Source organism: Alphaproteobacteria bacterium (genome assembly GCA_033344895.1).
GTDB lineage: Bacteria > Pseudomonadota > Alphaproteobacteria > UBA8366 > Aestuariispiraceae > Pacificispira.
On record JAWPMN010000001.1, the window covers coordinates 952915 to 970382 of the forward strand.

Annotated in this window: 20 protein-coding genes and 1 riboswitch; of the genes, 8 read left to right on the forward strand and 12 right to left on the reverse strand. The window is 62.5% G+C overall.

Annotation, left to right across the window (positions count from 1 at the left end):
* Positions 1 to 79 precede the first annotated feature (79 nt).
* From R8L07_04635 to R8L07_04660, 6 genes are all read right to left on the reverse strand, one after another.
* Entirely contained in the window at positions 80 to 676 is a 597-nt protein-coding gene (locus R8L07_04635; protein MDW3204809.1) for a cytochrome c oxidase assembly protein, read from the reverse strand.
* Between the two features lie 11 nt (positions 677 to 687).
* Positions 688 to 858, reverse strand: coding sequence for a hypothetical protein (locus R8L07_04640; protein ID MDW3204810.1), 171 nt, complete (start codon positions 856 to 858; stop codon positions 688 to 690).
* A 26-nt stretch (positions 859 to 884) separates the two neighbouring features.
* Positions 885 to 1796, reverse strand: coding sequence for a heme o synthase (gene cyoE, locus R8L07_04645; protein ID MDW3204811.1), 912 nt, complete (start codon positions 1794 to 1796; stop codon positions 885 to 887).
* 93 nt (positions 1797 to 1889) lie between these two features.
* Positions 1890 to 3506, reverse strand: a complete 1617-nt coding sequence (gene ctaD, locus R8L07_04650; protein ID MDW3204812.1) for a cytochrome c oxidase subunit I — start codon at positions 3504 to 3506, stop codon at positions 1890 to 1892.
* A 60-nt stretch (positions 3507 to 3566) separates the two neighbouring features.
* On the reverse strand, positions 3567 to 4445 hold the full coding sequence (gene coxB / locus R8L07_04655; protein MDW3204813.1) for a cytochrome c oxidase subunit II: 879 nt from the start codon (positions 4443 to 4445) through the stop codon (positions 3567 to 3569).
* A 341-nt stretch (positions 4446 to 4786) separates the two neighbouring features.
* On the reverse strand, positions 4787 to 6193 hold the full coding sequence (locus tag R8L07_04660) for a DUF3422 domain-containing protein (GenBank protein MDW3204814.1): 1407 nt from the start codon (positions 6191 to 6193) through the stop codon (positions 4787 to 4789).
* A 165-nt stretch (positions 6194 to 6358) separates the two neighbouring features.
* On the opposite strand from R8L07_04660, the gene tldD reads away from it, so the two are divergent.
* Both tldD and R8L07_04670 read left to right on the forward strand, forming a co-directional pair.
* Complete coding sequence (tldD, locus tag R8L07_04665; protein MDW3204815.1) at positions 6359 to 7792, forward strand: metalloprotease TldD; 1434 nt, start codon at positions 6359 to 6361, stop codon at positions 7790 to 7792.
* Positions 7793 to 7853: 61 nt separating this feature from the next.
* Positions 7854 to 8456 (forward strand): hypothetical protein, encoded by a 603-nt coding sequence (locus R8L07_04670; protein MDW3204816.1) that lies wholly within the window; start codon positions 7854 to 7856, stop codon positions 8454 to 8456.
* On the opposite strand, the gene R8L07_04675 is transcribed toward R8L07_04670, so the two are convergent.
* From R8L07_04675 to R8L07_04685, 3 genes are all read right to left on the reverse strand, one after another.
* A complete protein-coding gene (locus R8L07_04675) occupies positions 8453 to 9211 on the reverse strand; it encodes a TVP38/TMEM64 family protein (protein MDW3204817.1) in 759 nt (252 codons plus the stop codon). The two genes, R8L07_04670 and R8L07_04675, sit on opposite strands and share 4 nt — an antisense overlap.
* 98 nt (positions 9212 to 9309) lie before the next feature.
* Positions 9310 to 9801, reverse strand: coding sequence for a 6,7-dimethyl-8-ribityllumazine synthase (locus tag R8L07_04680; GenBank protein MDW3204818.1), 492 nt, complete (start codon positions 9799 to 9801; stop codon positions 9310 to 9312).
* Positions 9802 to 9894: 93 nt separating this feature from the next.
* Positions 9895 to 10050: riboswitch (FMN riboswitch) on the reverse strand.
* Positions 10051 to 10057: 7 nt separating this feature from the next.
* Positions 10058 to 11002: a fatty acid desaturase gene (locus tag R8L07_04685; GenBank protein MDW3204819.1), complete on the reverse strand. Its 945-nt coding sequence runs from the start codon at positions 11000 to 11002 to the stop codon at positions 10058 to 10060.
* Between the two features lie 103 nt (positions 11003 to 11105).
* On the opposite strand from R8L07_04685, the gene R8L07_04690 reads away from it, so the two are divergent.
* The 5 genes from R8L07_04690 (at position 11106) to R8L07_04710 (ending at position 14425) form a co-directional block, all read left to right on the forward strand.
* A complete protein-coding gene (locus R8L07_04690) occupies positions 11106 to 11609 on the forward strand; it encodes a PAS domain-containing protein (protein ID MDW3204820.1) in 504 nt (167 codons plus the stop codon).
* Positions 11610 to 11711: 102 nt separating this feature from the next.
* The gene (locus tag R8L07_04695) at positions 11712 to 13298 is read left to right on the forward strand and encodes a lysine--tRNA ligase (GenBank protein ID MDW3204821.1); all 1587 of its coding nucleotides are present in this window, start codon (positions 11712 to 11714) and stop codon (positions 13296 to 13298) included.
* 12 nt (positions 13299 to 13310) lie between these two features.
* The gene (locus R8L07_04700) at positions 13311 to 13580 is read left to right on the forward strand and encodes a DUF6460 domain-containing protein (GenBank protein ID MDW3204822.1); all 270 of its coding nucleotides are present in this window, start codon (positions 13311 to 13313) and stop codon (positions 13578 to 13580) included.
* Positions 13581 to 13590: 10 nt separating this feature from the next.
* A complete protein-coding gene (locus tag R8L07_04705) occupies positions 13591 to 13764 on the forward strand; it encodes a hypothetical protein (GenBank protein ID MDW3204823.1) in 174 nt (57 codons plus the stop codon).
* A gap of 43 nt (positions 13765 to 13807) precedes the next feature.
* Positions 13808 to 14425, forward strand: a complete 618-nt coding sequence (locus R8L07_04710; protein MDW3204824.1) for an MliC family protein — start codon at positions 13808 to 13810, stop codon at positions 14423 to 14425.
* Here R8L07_04710 and R8L07_04715 read toward each other — a convergent pair.
* A complete protein-coding gene (locus R8L07_04715; GenBank protein MDW3204825.1) occupies positions 14418 to 15425 on the reverse strand; it encodes a pyridoxamine 5'-phosphate oxidase family protein in 1008 nt (335 codons plus the stop codon). The two genes, R8L07_04710 and R8L07_04715, sit on opposite strands and share 8 nt — an antisense overlap.
* A 9-nt stretch (positions 15426 to 15434) precedes the next feature.
* Positions 15435 to 16058 (reverse strand): glutathione S-transferase, encoded by a 624-nt coding sequence (locus R8L07_04720; GenBank protein ID MDW3204826.1) that lies wholly within the window; start codon positions 16056 to 16058, stop codon positions 15435 to 15437.
* A 103-nt stretch (positions 16059 to 16161) separates the two neighbouring features.
* Here R8L07_04720 and R8L07_04725 point away from each other — a divergent pair, with 103 nt between their 5' ends.
* The gene (locus R8L07_04725) at positions 16162 to 17061 is read left to right on the forward strand and encodes a LysR family transcriptional regulator (GenBank protein MDW3204827.1); all 900 of its coding nucleotides are present in this window, start codon (positions 16162 to 16164) and stop codon (positions 17059 to 17061) included.
* Between the two features lie 8 nt (positions 17062 to 17069).
* Here R8L07_04725 and R8L07_04730 read toward each other — a convergent pair whose 3' ends face one another.
* Complete coding sequence (locus tag R8L07_04730; protein ID MDW3204828.1) at positions 17070 to 17411, reverse strand: tRNA-binding protein; 342 nt, start codon at positions 17409 to 17411, stop codon at positions 17070 to 17072.
* Between the last annotated feature and the right edge of the window lie 57 nt (positions 17412 to 17468).

Here is a 17468-nt window from a genome sequence, read left to right on the forward strand (position 1 = left end):
CCGTTCCGGCGCCGTCGTCACTATACTTCAAAACCTGTCCCGGTCCCGCACCAGCGGCACCGTTCTCACCCAATCGGCGTCAGTTGACCGGCGCCGGCTGTCCGGACGCGGCGGTGCTGCCGGCCCCGGACGTGTCTTCTTCAACTTCCATCGGGAAGAATGTGTAAGACAATGTGATCGTATCCACATCGTCCAGATTTCTGTCTTCAGCGATGGCCGGATCGACATAGAAGCTGACCGGCATGGCCACCCTCTGGCCGGGCTCCAGCACCTGCTCAGTAAAGCAGAAGCATTCAACCTTCGTGAAATACTGTCCCGCCTTCAGCGGCGTCACATTGAACGTCGCGGTCCCGACCGTGCGCGTGTCCGTGGGATTCTCCGCGGCATAGAAGGCCATTGCGGATTCACCGACGCGGACATCCACACTCCGCTGCTCTGGGCTGAAGCGCCACGGCAGCGCTACATTGGTCGACGCATCGAAACGGACCGTGATAACGCGATCCAGCACCTCGCCCGGCGCGGTGGCCGACACCTGCGTTGTTCCGCCATAGCCCGTAACCCGGCAGAACAGATCGTAGAGCGGCACAGCGGCGAAGCTGAGACCGATCATGCAGCCGACAGCTAAAACACAGCCAGCCAGCATCCTTCTATTCTTGCGGGCGAGTTGGGGATCCATGCCGTTCTTCCTCAGCCGCCCATCGAGGCGTCGATACCCGCCTGCATCCGCACGATCGTGACGACGAACACGATGACGACGAATGCCCCGACAGCCAGCGCCACCGCGACGTTGCGGCTGCGTTGACGGCGGCGGATTTCCTCGTCCGTCATCGCCAGGTCGTTCTTGTCATCGGCAGCCATTTGCGCCTCCTTCATGGCCATCGCCGTCAGACGGCAAGGCCCGCGCCGGCATCGAGGATCATCGCCCCGAACAGCGCGAACAGATAGAAAATCGAATAGCCGAACATCCGCTTCGCCGACTTGTCCGTGTCGTCGAACCAGACGGCAATGGCGGACAGCGTGAACAGGATGCCCAGCACCGCAGCGGCGGCACCGTATAGCGGGCCGGCAATGCCGAGCCAGTAGGGCGCCACGGCCAGCGGCAGCAGCAGGACCGTGTAGGCCAGCATCTGCAGCTTGGTCGAACGGACACCGGCAACGACCGGCAGCATCGGCACGCCGGCATCGGCGTAGTCGCCGCGACGATAGAGTGCCAGCGCCCAGAAATGCGGCGGCGTCCAGAAGAAGATCAGGCTGAACAGAACGACGGATTCGATGGAAATCCCGCCGGTCACCGCGGCCCAGCCGATCATTGGCGGGAACGCACCGGCCGCCCCGCCGATCACGATGTTCTGGGGCGTCGACCGCTTCAGCCACATTGTATAGATGAAGACATAGAACAGGATTGCGACGGCCAGGATGGCGGCCGCCATGTAGTTCACGGCCAGTGCCATAAGGAAGACCGACCCCACCGCGAGGACAGTTCCGAAAGCCAGCGCATCGTCCGCCGCGATCTTGCCGCGCGGGATCGGCCGTCCACGAGTCCGGGTCATGATCGCGTCGATGTCGCGATCGTACCACATGTTGATCGCACCGGCCGCGCCGGAACCGACGGCGATGCACAGAACGGCAACAGCCGCGAGAACGGGATGCAGATCGCCGGGCGCCAGAATCAGGCCGGCAAAACCGGAAAAGACGACAAGCGACATCACCCGCGGCTTCAAAAGGCGGATGTAATCCCGGACCTCCGCCCCCTTCGAACCGGCGGCCAGACCATCTTGCAAAGCCGTCTCGCTCACGTCTCTAGAACCTCTAACAAGCCAACAAACGTCATGTCACGAACCGTGCTCCCGCCGCCGGAACAGTTCGCCCGGCGGCGGGTAGAACACGGATCAGTGACCGTTGCCGCCGGTAATGCGCGGCAGCGTGTTGAAGGTGTGGAACGGCGGCGGCGAAGACACCGTCCATTCCAGCGTCGTGGCGCCTTCACCCCACGGATTGGCCTCTGCACGGCGACCGGCGGCCAGCGTGTAGATCAGCACGACGACGAAGAAGATCGTCGACGCGAAGGCGATATAGGCCCCGATGGAGGAAATGTTGTTCCACGCGGCGAACCCGTCGGCATAGTCGATATACCGGCGCGGCATCCCGGCAAGGCCGAGGAAATGCTGCGGGAAGAACGTCAGGTTGACGCCGATGAAGGTCGTCCAGAAGTGCAGGTGACCGGCCCAGTTCGGGATTTCACGACCGGACATCTTACCCATCCAGTAGTACATGCCCATGAACAGCGCGAAAACGGCGCCGAGCGACAGCACGTAGTGGAAGTGCGCAACGACATAGTAGGTGTCGTGCATCTGCACATCCATGCCGGCATTGGCCAGAACAACCCCCGTCACACCGCCGAGGGTGAACAGGAAGATGAACCCGATCGCCCACAGCATCGGCACGGTGAAACGGATCGAGCCGCCCCACATCGTGGCGATCCACGAAAAGATCTTGATGCCCGTCGGAACGGCAATAACCATCGTCGCGGCCGTGAAGTAGGCCTTCGTGTCGACGTCCAGACCGACCGTATACATGTGGTGGGCCCAGACGATGAAGCCGACGAAGCCGATCGCGACCATGGCGTAGGCCATACCCAGATAACCGAAGATCGGCTTCTTGGAGAAGGTCGAGACGACGTGGCTGAGAATGCCGAAGGCCGGCAGGATCATGATGTAGACTTCCGGGTGACCGAAGAACCAGAACAGGTGCTGGAACAGGATCGGGTCACCGCCCATGTCGGGACGGAAGAACGCGGTACCGAAGTTGCGGTCGGTCAGCAGCATGGTGATCGCACCGCCAAGGACCGGCAGCGACAGCACCAGCAGGAAGGCCGTGACCAGCATCGACCAGGCGAACAGCGGCATCTTGTGCAGCGTCATGCCCGGCGCGCGCATGTTGAAGATCGTGGTGATGAAGTTGATCGCCCCCAGGATGGAGCTGGCACCCGCCAGGTGAAGGGCGAAGATCGCCATGTCTACCGCAGGCCCGTCATGCCCGGAGAACGGCCCGTTCGCGCTCGACAGCGGCGGATAGATCGTCCAGCCGGTGCCGGCCCCGCCGCCCAGAAGCGCGGAGAGAATCAGCAGCACGAAGGCCGGAATCAGCAGCCAGAAAGAGATGTTATTCATGCGCGGGAAGGCCATGTCCGGCGCCCCGATCATCAGCGGCACGAACCAGTTGCCGAAACCGCCGATAAGCCCAGGCATGACGACGAAGAAGACCATGATCAGACCATGCGCGGTCACCACCATGTTCCATTCGTGGCCATCCGCCATGAACTGTACGCCGGGATGCTGAAGCTCCATGCGCATGTAGACAGACGCGGCACCGCCGATGATGCCGGCGACGATCGAGAAGATGAGATACATCGTCCCGATGTCTTTGTGGTTGGTTGAATACAGCCACCGGGCAATCCCGCGCGGGGCGCCGTGGTCGTCGTGATGCGCTGCAGTAGCGTTAGCCATCGAACTTCTCCGTCTTCCTTAGCGGACCCCGCACCGAAACAGGGCCCTCTCCTGCCCCGATTATTGCGCGGCGCCGGCCGGCGTCACCGCCAGCGCTTCACCCGTGCCGGGCTTGCGAGCTTCTTCGACCAGGTCGTACTTCTCGCGCGCTTCGGCCGCCCAGGCCTCGAACTCATCCTTCGGGACGACCCGGACGTGGATCGGCATGAAGGCGTGATCCGTGCCGCAAAGCTCGGAGCAGAACCCGAAATACTCACCCGTCTTCTCGATCGGGCTCAGCGGAAATTCGTTCAGACGCCCCGGCACCGTATCCATGCGCACCCCGAAATCGCTAAGCGACCAGTTGTGGAGCACGTCCGCCGACGTCATCTGCAGGCGGATCTTGGTGTTGGCCGGCAGGACGATGATTTCGTCCGTCGCCATCAGACGCTCAACGCCCAACTGCTCCGCTTCCTCATGGGTGCGCGCGGCGACATAGGCGTCGATCTTGAAGTTGCCGTGATCGGGATACTGATATTCCCAGTACCACTGATGCCCAACGATCTTCAGCGTCATTTCCGACCCTTCGAAATCGTCGGTCGCATAAAGCAGCGACAACGACGGGAAGGCGAGCACGACCAGGATCACCACCGGAATACCAGTCCAAAGGACCTCCAGCAGGGAATTGTGTGTCGTCTTGGACGGGACCGGATTGGCGCTTTCGCGGAACCGCCAGCAGACATAGAGCAGCAGCACCAGCACAAAGATGGTGATGATCGTGATGATCGGCATCAGCCAATAGGTATGGAACTCGTCCATTTGGCGGGCCAGCGCCGTGACCGGCTCCGGCAGCCCAAGCTGCCAGGGTTCGGCCTTCGCTGCCAGCGCTTGACCGGCGGTCGCCACGGCGCCTACCGCCAACGCGCTCAGTCCCGAAAGGATGGTGAAGAGCTTGCGCACCCTATTTCTCCCGTCTTTACCCCCGCGCCTGCGAATTCCCGATCCGCAGGAGCGATGCAAACCTCGTCGATTCAGATCCTGTCACGGCCGCGTACCGACGGCCCGTAATACAGCTCTATCCGAACGTCTCACATAGTACCTCGCTATGCGCCTCATTCAAGGCGGCGCCGGGTAGGGTCTTTCTGACGATCGGCCCTCCGGTAGCTCCGCGCGTTAAACACCAGCATCGCCCGCAAATCAACGGAATTCAGGGGCTTGCGAAGAAATTTCATTGCCCGCCAAGCCCGAGATTCCGGCGTCAGCGACAGATTGTAGCACCTGATCCGGGGCGCCGTCGGGCTTCAGCCGTCGCGGTCCAACCGCTTGCGTACCCGGTGGAGCCCCAACCAAACGGCCAGCGCAACCAGCGGCACCGCCGCAGCCTGGACATAGGGCGGATAGAGGGGCACCCCCAGATCCACCACACCCTTGGCCGCATAGCCGATCAGGCCGACCGCGTAATAGGTTATCGCCGCAACGGACAGCCCTTCGACCGTCTGCTGGAGGCGCAGCTGCATCCTGGCGCGGCGGTCCATCGAACTCAGAAGTCCCTGATTCTGCTTCTCCAGCATGAAGTCGACCCGAGTCCGAAGCAGGTTTGCCGCCCGCGTCGCGCGCCGCGACAGGTCCGCCATGCGGATCTCGACCGATTCGCAGGTCCGCCGCGCCGGCGCGAGACGCCTATCGAGGAATTCCCGAACGGTCTGATAGCCTTCATGGCGTTCCTCCCGCAGCTCATCCAGCCGGGCATCCACAAGGGCGAAATAGGCCCGGGCGGCGGAGAAACGGTAACTGTGCTGGGAGTTCATTCGCTCGATCTCGGCGGAAATCTGCATCAACTGGGTCAGCAATTCCGATTCCCGACGCGCACCGTCTTCACGTTTGCCACCCTCCACATTGCCCTGTTCGACAATCTGCGCCATTTCGCCGGTCAGCGATGCCAGCCCCCGGTCGATCCGGGTCAGTTCCGGTCCGACCTCGCGCGAAACCGGCAGCGCCAGAAGGGCGAGGTTGCGATAGGCAACGACCTCCAGGAGCCGCTGGACCACCCGCCCGGCCTTTGCCGGCGGCAGATCGTAGGGCTTCAGCAGAATTCTGTTATGCCCGTCGCCATGAATGCGCAGGTCCGACCAGACCCTCGAGGATGCACCGGACAAGGTGCTGGTAACCAGGCTTTCCGGCACGAACATTTCCGAGAGGATTTCTGGATCGGGGTCGTCGCCATCGACGGGCAGAACCGCCAGATTCGTCGCGACCAGCACTTCACCCGGCATCGCGGCAAGCCAGTCTTTCGGCAGATATTGCCAGGCGCTGACGGCAAAGGGCTTATCGAAGCGGCCATGGCGCAGGACGGTGTAGCTGGCAAACTCGGTATGGCGCTCGAAGCGCAGCCGGAAGGGCCCGAAATCCGCCGAGAAATGGTTCATGTCCTCGGTAGGCGGGTTGACGCCATGCCGGTCGCACAAATCCTTCAGATGCGCATGCACGCCGGAGTTCCGGCCCTCTGCCAGCATCGTCGCATACATGCTGATCCGGACTGGCGGCTCGAGCATCTCGAACGGCCGGGCATGCAGCTCGTTTGTCAGCGCATACCGCAACGGGTGTTCGTTCCCGAACAGGCCGGTGCGCGATGCGCCGGATTCCACGCCATCCTGATTGCCGGGGATCGGCGCGGGTTGCGTGTCGATGGTGCCTTGGGTCTTGCCCATAACGGTGGCGTCCCTATCTGCGGTTCCATGGATCGATTCACGCCGGGTTGGGGCTTGCATAACCCGAACTGGCGAAGGACGCTACGGAACATTTTGCCGTAAGGTCCGGAATCCCGGCCCCACAGTCGGCGCGAGGCCCGCGCCCGCGCCCCGGAAGGAGAGTACATGTCCGACATCGCCATCACCGACGGTCTGTTCTATGGCCGGACCGAACTGGACCAGGATCGCGTTACCGCCCTGGTTTCCGACAGCCTGCACGGCGCAGAGGACGGCGAACTGTATCTGGAATATGTGCAGAGCGAGAGCCTGCTGCTGGAGGACGGCAAGATCAAGAGCGCCAGCTTCGACACATCGCAGGGATTCGGTCTGCGGTCGGTCGTCGGTGAGGTTTCCGGCTATGCCCATTCCGGGGAGTTGAGCGAAGCGGCGATCAAGCGTGCCGCCGACGCCGTCCGCGCGGTGCACGGCGGTCATGGCGGCACATTGGCCGGCGGCCCGCCGAAGACGAACATGGCTCTCTATTCGGATATCAATCCGCTGGAAACCCTGTCTTTCGACGCCAAAGTGGCACTACTGGGCGAAATCGACGCCTATGCCCGCGCCAAGGATTCGCGTGTGAAGCAGGTCTCGGCCCGTCTCGGCGCGGAATGGGCGGCGGTTCAGATCGTTCGCCCGGACGGTGAGCGCATGGCCGACATTCGCCCGCTGGTGCAGATCTTCGTCAGCGTCGTTGTGGAACAGGACGGCCGTATGGAGACCGGATCCCAGGGCTGCGGCGGACGCCTGGACTTTGCCGGCTTCGTTCAGCCGGACCAGTGGCAGGCCCAGGTCGATGAAGCCCTGCGACAGGCGCTGATCAATCTGGAGGCGGTCCCCGCCCCGGCCGGCGAAATGCCGGTCGTGCTGGGCCCGGGCTGGCCGGGAATCCTGCTGCACGAGGCCGTCGGGCACGGCCTGGAGGGCGACTTCAATCGCAAGAAGACCTCCGCTTTTGCGGGTCTCCTGGGGGAACGCGTGGCAGCCCCGGGCGTTACGGTCGTCGACAACGGCACCCTGAAGGACCGCCGCGGATCGCTGACGGTCGACGACGAAGGCACGCCGACCAGCGAAACCGTGCTGATCGAGGACGGCATCCTGAAAGGCTATATGCAGGACCGGATGAATGCGCGACTGATGGGCGTTAAGTCGACCGGTAACGGGCGCCGCCAGTCCTATGCCCACTGCCCGATGGTACGCATGACCAATACCTACATGCTGGGCGGCGACAAGGATCCGGGCGAAATCCTCTCCTCCGTCGACAAGGGCATCTATGCCGTCAATTTCGGTGGCGGCCAGGTCGACATCACCAATGGCAAGTTCGTCTTCTCCTGTACGGAGGCCTATCGCATCGAAAACGGCAAGATCGGCGCGCCGCTGAAGGGGGCTACCCTGATCGGCAATGGCGCAGATGCGTTGACGAAAGTGTCCATGATCGGCAACGATCTGAAACTGGACGATGGTATCGGTACCTGCGGCAAAGAGGGCCAGGGCGTACCGGTCGGCGTCGGCCAGCCGACACTGCGTCTGGACGGGCTGACCGTCGGCGGCACGTCGGCGTAACCCGCTTCCGTGACCGGCCTCCAGCCGGATGCGGAACACAGTACGGCGGTTTGGAGGATTGATGGGTATTCAACGGTGGCAGGGAATTGCAGCGATCATGCTCGCCACCGTCATGGTGGCGGCCTGTGACGATCAGGGCAGCGCCGAAACCGACAATGCCGAAATCCTGTCCGAACTGGCGCCGGCGGCAGGAACGGCGGGCGACGACACCGGGCGGCCTCAACCGCAGGGCACCGACAAAGTCGTCGATATCGTCACGGCGGAAGTCAGCACGGCCTGTCTGCGGGAATTGCCCGAACCGTCCGTCGAATCCACCACCCCGGCCCGCCTGACGCTGACGCTGGAGGATTTTTCCTATTCCTTCGAGGAGGGCCGGCATCGGTTCAGTCACGATCGGCGCTTCAAGGAATCCGCCGGCATCGGGCTCTACATCTATCGCGGCAAGGTCTGCGTCGAGGACGCGCAGGTTTGTGCCGACGCTTGTGTGCGTTATCGGGTCGAGCCCGGCGGCAGCCTGACCCAGCGCGGACACCATATCGCGACCCCGGTCGATCCGGATCGCATGACCCTGCAGTACTGGGCGCGCGATGACGCCGGCAACACCTTCACGATCCGGCGGGAAATCCGGACAGAAGGCGAAACGGCGACCGTCGTCGGCAATTAGGCATTCCCCGACCCGGTCGGGCGACGTCCCCGGAAATACTTGTAGACCACCGGTATCAGGGACAGCCCGGCCAGCCCCACCAGGGCCAGGATAACATCGGGTGTCAGAATGCCCGCCAGACTGAGCGATTCACCCGACGCAATGACGCTGTCGAACCCCGCGCCAACCTGGGCATAGACGAAGGTGCCGGGCACGATCCCGATCAGCGTTGCGAAAACGTAGATCCGCAATGGAACGGACGCGAAAGCAGGGGCGACATTGACCACGAAGAACGGAAACAGCGGCACCAGACGCAAAACCAGAAGATAGCTGAAGGCGTTGTCGCGGAAGCCGTCCAGCAACCGCTCGACGCGCCCGCCAGCCTTCTGCCTCAGCGCATCGCCGAAGGCGGAACGGGCAATCAGAAAGATGATGGTGGCGCCGAGTGTCGCTGCGAAAACGGTATAGACCGTCCCCAGAAGGCTGCCGAACAGCAGTCCCCCGGTTACCGTGAAGATGGTCGCCCCCGGTAGGGATGCCGCAACCATCACCGCATAGAGGATCATGTAGATCAGGACAGCCGACACGGCATGGGCGCCAACGAATTCCTGAAGATCCGTGCGATGCGCCTGTAGGGCATCGAGGCTGACAAACCGGTCGAGGCCGCTGGCAAAGAAGGCCGCAAAAAGCCCCAACAACACCGCCACCGGCAAAAGCCGGCGCCAGAGTGGTTTCGCCTTGGGGGGTCGGGGATCGGTCACCATGGTGTCGCTCATCGAATTGTCGCCGATTCAGCTTATGGTCTGTAAGGCGGAATGTACGCTCAAATCCGCCCTGCGCCATTGACATGACATGACATTCCCGTGAGAGCCGCTCACGCCGCCTGAGAACATCCCTCCAATCCCAGCACGGCATGCAGCGCCGCCGCCGCTTCGCGCCCCTTGGTGACGAAGTGTTCCGCGAAAAAGTCGACATGATCGCCGTGTTCGTGGAAATGGTGCGGTGTCAGCACGACGGACAGGACCGGCGCGCCTTCGTCCAGTTGAACCCGCATCAACCCGTCTATGACCGACGACGCCACGAAGTCATGTCGATAGATCCCGCCGTCGACCACCAGCGCGAAGGCGACGACCGCATCCGCCTGTCCCGACCGCAACAGCCTTTGGGCAAGCAGCGGGATTTCGAACGCGCCGGGAACGTCATAGGTCTGGATACTGTCCCGGGGCACACCGTTCCCGGCTGCCGCGGCCACAAATGCATCATGGGCACGGTCGACTATGCCGGCATGCCAACGCGCCCGGATTGCGGCGATTGCAGGGCGCTTCTGACTGGTTTGGCTCGACTGGCTGTCGGTCCGCTGATTCATCTCTCGTTCCCTCCTTCAGGACGTTTCAGAATCAGGGCGCACGGCTCAACGCACGTCCCGCGGAACCGCCTCACGGTCCGGCGCGACGCCATCTGCCATTCTCTTCCATCCGGACTGTAACCGTCGGCTTCGGAATCACACCGAATCTGCTGACCCCTCCCATGTGGTTGAGGAAGGCGCTCGCGGGCTTCGACCAAAGCCGTGGTCGTTACCGCCGGTGGGGAATTTCACCCCGCCCCGAGAACAAGACATCAATCTAGTCCGAAACCGGCGCGCGCCTCAATCCGTGAATGAGCCGACTGTGAAAAGCGGCATAGCCGGGCGAGATCGTCTCGATCCGGTCGCGCAGCAGCTGATGTGCCGCCGGCAGTCGGTGGAAAGGAACCGCCATGAAGGCATGATGTTCCGCGTGATAGGGCATGTTCCAGGCCAGAAAACGGACCGCGCCGATGGAGAGGGTCGTACGGGTGTTGCGGAACATGTCCTCGACCATCGGGCACAGCTTATGCTCCGCCAGCAGATAGAAGCGAAGAAAGGGCTGCCCCAGCAGCACGGGAACCAGCCAATAGGTTAAAACCAGCGTGCTTCCTGTCGCGACAGAGGCAGCGGCCAGCCCGGCATAGAACAGCAGATAGAGCCGCGCCTCCACGATAACGGCTGGCGCTGTCCGGGCCGTCAGAAAGGCTTCCCCGGTTTGGCCCAGCGCACGGGATACAAGCCCTCCGACGGCCGCGCGCCAGTAGGGCAGCCCGCTGAGATACAGCGCATAACCGGAAAGGCTGCCGATTTCCTTGCCGGGAAGCTCCGGGTCCATTCCCGGGATCTGCGTGAAACGATGGTGCGCCAGATGGAAGGCCCGAAAATAGTGCGGCGGCAGGATCAGTACGGCCCCGGCGATCGCGGCCACAACATCGTTAAGACGCCGGCTGGCAAAGGCGGTGCGATGGATCGTCTCGTGCAACGGCGCGAACAGGAAGACGAGGCAAAGCCCCAGAATCCCCTGAAACGGCGCGGCAGCCAACATGCCCAATCGGGTCTCCACCCAGGCGACCATGCCGCCTGCCAGCACGATCAGTCCGGCGTGACCGGCAAGACGGCACAGCCCCACCCGATCGGACAAGACGCAGAGCGCCTTCAATTCCCGGCGGGTTTCCTGATCGAGGGCGCCGGCTGGGCCTGTTCCTGCTGCGAGATTCGCCACGCTGTCCCCGCCTGCCTGAAATTTCCGAATGGATGCGACCACGGAACGGCTTGCCCTAGGCGCCGGCTCCACGGCACTGTACTAAGCACAGGAGCGTACGCTTATGAAGGAAGATTTCAGCGCCGGGATCCAGCCGGTTTTTGACCTGTGGAACCGGTTGCGTGGCGACAGGGACTTTCCAGCCTTTACCGATCTTGAACCCGAGACACTTGGGCGGCATGCAGAGCATGTCATCCTGCTGACGGTCATCGCCGACACCGAACCACCGGATTTTCGCTTTCTGGCAGTCGGGTCTCACCTGGCAGAACGGTTCGGGCCCGGCCTGTATCGAAGTCTGGTGTCGGGACTCGACGACCTCGTTTTGCGCGATACCCTGCTGACGCGATATCGAAAGGTTGTCGCGACCAGAGCGCCCGTCTACGGCAAGGGCGACCGTCAACTCGACCGGCTGCCCTACAGTTATGAGGCCCTGACCATGCCGCTGGGAGACGCTGACAGTGGACGCGTCACCCACCTTCTGGGGGTCGCGATCTATTATTCGCTGCAGCAGTACCGCGCCCTTTTCGGAAAAGACAATGCCGGCGGTTCAGAGCCGACCTCCGGCTGAAACGGCATTTCCCGCGCCCGAATCACCGCCGCAGTTGACGCGAACACGGGCCGCGCCTAGTTTCCGGCGCGTTTTCAACCTTATCCGAAACGAGATGAAGCAATGACCAATTTGCGCGACCTAGCCCTGAATGCCCGAGCCTGGCCTTTCGAAGAGGCGCGCAAGGTCCTGAAACGCTACGAGAAGAAGGATCCGGAAAAGGGTTACGTCCTGTTCGAGACCGGTTACGGACCGTCCGGCCTGCCGCATATCGGGACTTTCGGCGAGGTTCTTCGCACCACCATGGTGCGCCGCGCCTTCGAACTGATGAGTGACATTCCGACCAAGCTGATAGCCTTTTCGGACGACATGGACGGTCTGCGCAAGGTGCCGACCAATGTGCCGAACCAGGATCTGCTGAAGGCAGCCCTCAACAAGCGTCTGACCAAGGTGCCGGACCCGTTCGGCATCGACGAGAGCTTCGGCCACCACAACAACCGTCGTCTTCGGGAGTTCCTCGACGGCTTCGGCTTCGAATACGAATTTGCCAGTTCCACGGAATACTACTTTTCAGGCCGGTTCGATGATGCCCTGATCCGGATGCTGGAATGCTACGAACAGGTCCAGAAGATCATGCTGCCGTCGCTGCGCGACGAGCGACGGGCGACCTATTCGCCCTTCCTGCCGGTCGACCCGGAGACCCATGAGGTCTATCAGCTGCCTGTGATCGCCACGGACGCCAAGAAGGGGACGATCGTCTACCGTCGCGAAGACGGCCAGGAAATCGAGACGCCGGTTACCGGCGGACACTGCAAGCTGCAGTGGAAGCCCGACTGGGGCATGCGCTGGTACGCCCTGGGTGTGGATTACGAGATGTCCGGCAAGGATCTGATCGATTCCGTCAAGCTGTCCGGCCGCATTTGCAAGACCCTGGGCGCGCCCCAGCCGGAGTTCCGGATCAACGAGTTGTTCCTCGACGAGAAGGGCGAAAAGATCTCGAAGTCGAAGGGCAACGGCCTGTCGATGGAAGAGTGGCTGACCTACGCGCCCAATGAAAGCCTCGCGCTCTTCATGTTCCAGAAGCCGCAAACGGCCAAAAAGCTGTATTTCGACGTCATCCCGAAGGCGGTGGACGAATATTACACCCACCTGTCGAAGTTTGATGACGAAGACCTGGACAAGCGCCTGGAAAATCCGATCTGGCACATCCATCGCGGTCAACCGCCGCACGGTGCGCCGCCGATCAGCTTCGGCCTGCTGCTGAACCTGGCGTCGGTCTGCAACACCGAAGACACGTCGGTCCTGTGGGGCTTCATCAGCCGCTACGTCCCGGACGCCACCCCGGAAACCGCGCCGGAACTGGACAAGCTGGTCGGCTATGCCATCCGCTACTACCAGGATTTCGTGAAGCCGGAAAAGGCCTTCAAGGCACCGGACGAGACCGACCGGGCGGCCCTGGCCGACCTGCGCGCGGCCCTGGCCGGATTGGCGGAGGACACCTCTGCGGAGGACATCCAGACCCAGGTTTACGAGATCGGCAAGCAGCACCCGTATGAAAACCTGCGGGACTGGTTCAAGGCGCTGTATCAGGTCCTGCTGGGCCAGGAGCAAGGGCCCCGCATGGGCTCGTTCTTCGCCCTTTACGGACTGAAGGAAACTATCGCCTTGATCGACCGGGCGCTGGCGGGCGAAGATTTGTCTGCAGCGTAGGAAGGAAAGACGATGCGCACCGAACTGTCGAAAGTTATGGCAACCCTGCTGAAACTGGCGGTGATCAGCTTCGTCGTCGGGTGGCTACTGGTTCAGTTCGACGTGACGCCGGAAGCCATCTTCGACAATTTCGGCGTAACGGTTCGGAAGATTTACGATTTCGCACGCGGTGCCATCGAATGGAGCGCGGGCTATATCGTGATCGGTGCCGTCATCGTCATTCCGATCTGGCTGATATCCTTGATCCTCGGCATGCTGAAGGGCCGACGACGCAGCGAATAGGGGCACGCCCATGGGGCTTCTGGGTCTGATTTTCGTATTGGTGGGCATCCTGCTCTCCGGCTCCGGCATCGGATTGATCTTCGGTATTCCCTGCATTGTTCTGGGGGTGCTCCTCTGGATCATCGCGATCATCAAGGGCGGGATTTCCGCACTTTTCAGCCTCGGCGGCGGCAAGAAGGACTGACCGGCATGTCCCTCAGGACCACAATCCGCCCCGGGTCGGATTGATGCGCCTCCCTGCCCTTGCCGGATTGCTGTTCCTTGCCGCCTGCGCCGGTTTTCCGGCGCTTCCTTATTCACCGCCGACCTATTCCGCCTATCGCTGTGATGCAGGCAGTTTCGAGGTACGTCTCGGGGATGAGGCCGCCCTCGTCCTCTGGAACGGCAGAAAAGTCTCAATGCAGCAGATTCCGGCAGGCTCCGGTGCCAGATACCGGTCCGACGACGGACATGCGCTCTGGCTCAAGGGGCAGGAAGCCCTGTTCGAAACGCCGGAACGCTCATGGCGCGATTGCCACGGTGAGCAGGTCGACACGCCCTGGCGCGCGGCCGCCGTGCGAGGGGCAACGTTTCGCGCAACCGGTCATGAACCTGGATGGCTGGTGGAAATTCACCCGGAATTCGGTGGCCTGATCGTACTTGGCTATGGCACGACGAGACTGTTTCCGACGCCGAAGGATGCCGCCACATTTCCGGCGGCCTTCACGGTCGACGGACGACAGATCGCCTTCACCATCCACGATGAGGGGTGCCGCGACGAGATGAGCGGCGAATACCTGCCGCTGACCATTGTGATGACTGTCGACGGCACGGACCATCGCGGTTGCGGGCGGTTTTTCAGCTAACCGCCTCCCAGCGCCCGGTTCTCGCGGTTTGCGGCGACGGTTCCGGTTCGCTCCATGTGAACGGGATAAGGCCTGGCAGAACGCGGCCCTGTTCCACCCCGAAACGCACCATCCGGACCGCCCCGTCAAAGGTCTCGATCGCCGGATCATCCCAGAGTATTTCTGCGCGCCCAGAAAGGCTGAGCCCCGTGCCATTGAGGAAATCCGGGAACAGAAGGCCAACCTGCGGGTTCACCGCGATGTTGCCGAATGTATTGAAATAGCGGTTTCCGTTGAAGTCCGGAAAGGTCAGAACGGTTCCCGTTGCCCCCTGCTCCACCTTCACGAAGCCGGGCCGTCCGCCGCGATGGCTGACATCGACGCCTTCGACCGGGTTCGGGCCCGCCGCGTCAAGGGATGCGCTGGCGATGAACAGGGTATCCGCCTCCCCGATCTGGCGCAGCGTTTCCTCATTCAGATCGGCCCCCAGAATCGCGACTTCCAACGCCTCCTGCACCGCACGGAATCGTGGATTGCGCGCCTGAATGTATTGCGGACAGTTGCCGAAGCTCTGATCCACCCGCACATCGAATCCCGTTCCGTCGACCGACACCACTTTCCCGGTCATGCGGTTGCGGCGGCGTGTATGGAACTCGACACCGATCAGGGCGACTGGTGCTCCGACATGAACGCCGTCCCGCGCCGGGTCGGCCGTCACCGGCAGTGCCCGAATGCGGAGGTGCTTCGGATCGGGGCTGGTCATGAAGCCGGTGGGACCGGTCAGGACCGATGCCCATGGCTTCCCGTCCCGATCTAGCGCCCCGAGGAAAACCAGGGGTAAGGCCTCGAAGAAGGTCCTGTGTTGATCGGGCATGTAATCGCGGATCATCCGGCGCCCGGCGCGATCCGCCAAGTCGGAAACACCGTCCCGCGCCTGAACCGCCTTCTCGCCGGCATGATAGGGGCTGGAGGGCAGCGACCATCCGGTCGCTGCCCGATTTCCATCGTTTCTGTCCGCCATGACCCTGCCTCACGCGGCCAGAGGGGTCGCCTGCATCGCGACGAAACCCGGCAAGGCCTCAATGCGACAGAGCCAGGCCTGGATAGCAGGATAGGGCTGCAGGGAAACACCGCCTTCCGGTGCATGGGCCGTGTAGCTGTAAAGGGCCACATCCGCGATGGTCGCGTGCGTGCCGACCAGAAACTCGCGGTCTGCCAGATGGGTGTTCATGTAACCGAACAGTGCCCCTGCAATCGATCGTGCCCGGTCTCCATCCGCTTTGAGGCCGAAGACATTGATGACACGCGCCAGGGCCGGACCGGCCGCTAGTTGACCTGCGGCGAGCGACAGCCAGCGTTGCACATCTGCGGCCACCGTCGCTTCCGAGGGATACCAGTGTCCCGGCGTGTCGTATTTGCGCGCCAGATAGACCAGAATCGCGTTGCTGTCCGCCAGGGTGACGGCACCGTCCTGCAGTACCGGAACCTGCCCCAACGGATTGAGCGCCAGGAAATCCGGTGCCTTATGGGCCCCGCTGGCAAGGTCGACATCGACGAGTTCGGCCGGCAGGCCCAGCAGGGCCAGCATCAGTTCCGCGCGGTGGGCATGACCGGAAAGCGGATGACGATAGAGACGGATACGGTGTTCAGGCATGACTTCCTCCGGAATGGCAATTGGATGCCCGAAAGATAGTTGCTTATCCTGTTGGGAATAATAACGTGTTTTCGGAAACGATAATTCCGGATTATGGAATAATATGGATCTTCTGAAAGCCATGCGCACGCTGATTGCGGTTGCCGATAATGGCGGGTTTTCCGCCGCGGCGCGCAGTCTGGGGCAATCGCCACCTTCCGTGACCCGCGAGGTCGCGGCACTGGAAGAAAGATTCGGCTGCAAGTTGCTGACCCGAACGACGCGTCAGGTGCGCCTGACGGAGGCCGGCACCCGCTATCTTGCTGACGCCCGGCGCATCCTGGCGGAGGTGTCGGAGGCCGAGGCCGCGGTCGCCGGGGTTCACGGTGAGTTGCGCGGGCCGATCACCGTGACCGCGCCAGCGACCTTCGGGCGGCTGCATGTTGCGCGGCGAATCACGGATTTCGCCCTGCGCCACCCGCAGATCCGGTTCACCACGCTGTTCCTGGACCGCATGGTGAATCTGGTGGATGAAGGCGTTGATGTGGCCTTGCGCATCGCGCAATTGCCGGATTCCTCCGCTACTGCGATTCGGGTCGGCAGTGTCCGCCAAGTCCTATGCGCGGCCCCGGCCTATATTGACCGCATCGGCCCCATTGAAGGGCCTGAGGACCTCCAGAAGGCGGAGGGAATCTACACGGCCGCGTTTCAAGGACCCTGGCCCCTGACCCGCGACGGACGAACGGTGAGCATGCGCCCGCCCGCCCGATTCGTCGCCAACACGATCGATGGCGCCCATGAAGCGGCGCGCGCCGGGATCGGGGTCGTCCGTCTGCTGTCCTATCAAGTTGCCGACGCGATTGCGGACGGAAGTCTGGTGCCGCTGCTGCGGGATTACGAACCGGACCCGGTGCCGGTCCATGTCGTCCATCTGGAGGGCCGGAACTCGCCGATGCGGATCCGGTCCTTCATCGACTATCTGGTCGAGGAACTGCGGCGCGAGCCGGTCTTGCGCAACGGCTGACGCCGCGATCAGTACATCCGCCCGCCATTGGGAACGTCGAGATCGGGACGCAGCAGAACAACTTCGCCCTCCTCGTCCGGGACCCCTAGCACCAGGACCTCGGACATGAACTTGCCGATTTGCTTGGGCGGAAAGTTCACCACACCGACGACCTTCCGCCCCGGGAGGGTCTCAATGTCATAATGCTTGGTGATCTGGGCCGATGTCTTGCGTTCCCCGATCTCCGGACCGAAGTCGACCCAAAGCTTGAAGGCAGGACGCCGGGCCTCCGGGTATGGCTCGGCCCGAAGAATGGTTCCGACACGGATATCCACCTTCAGGAAATCATCGAAGGAAAGGGTGTCTGTCATAATCACTCCCGTCGCGGCATGGCTGCAATCGGCCACAGCCTAGACGGTTTGAGCCGG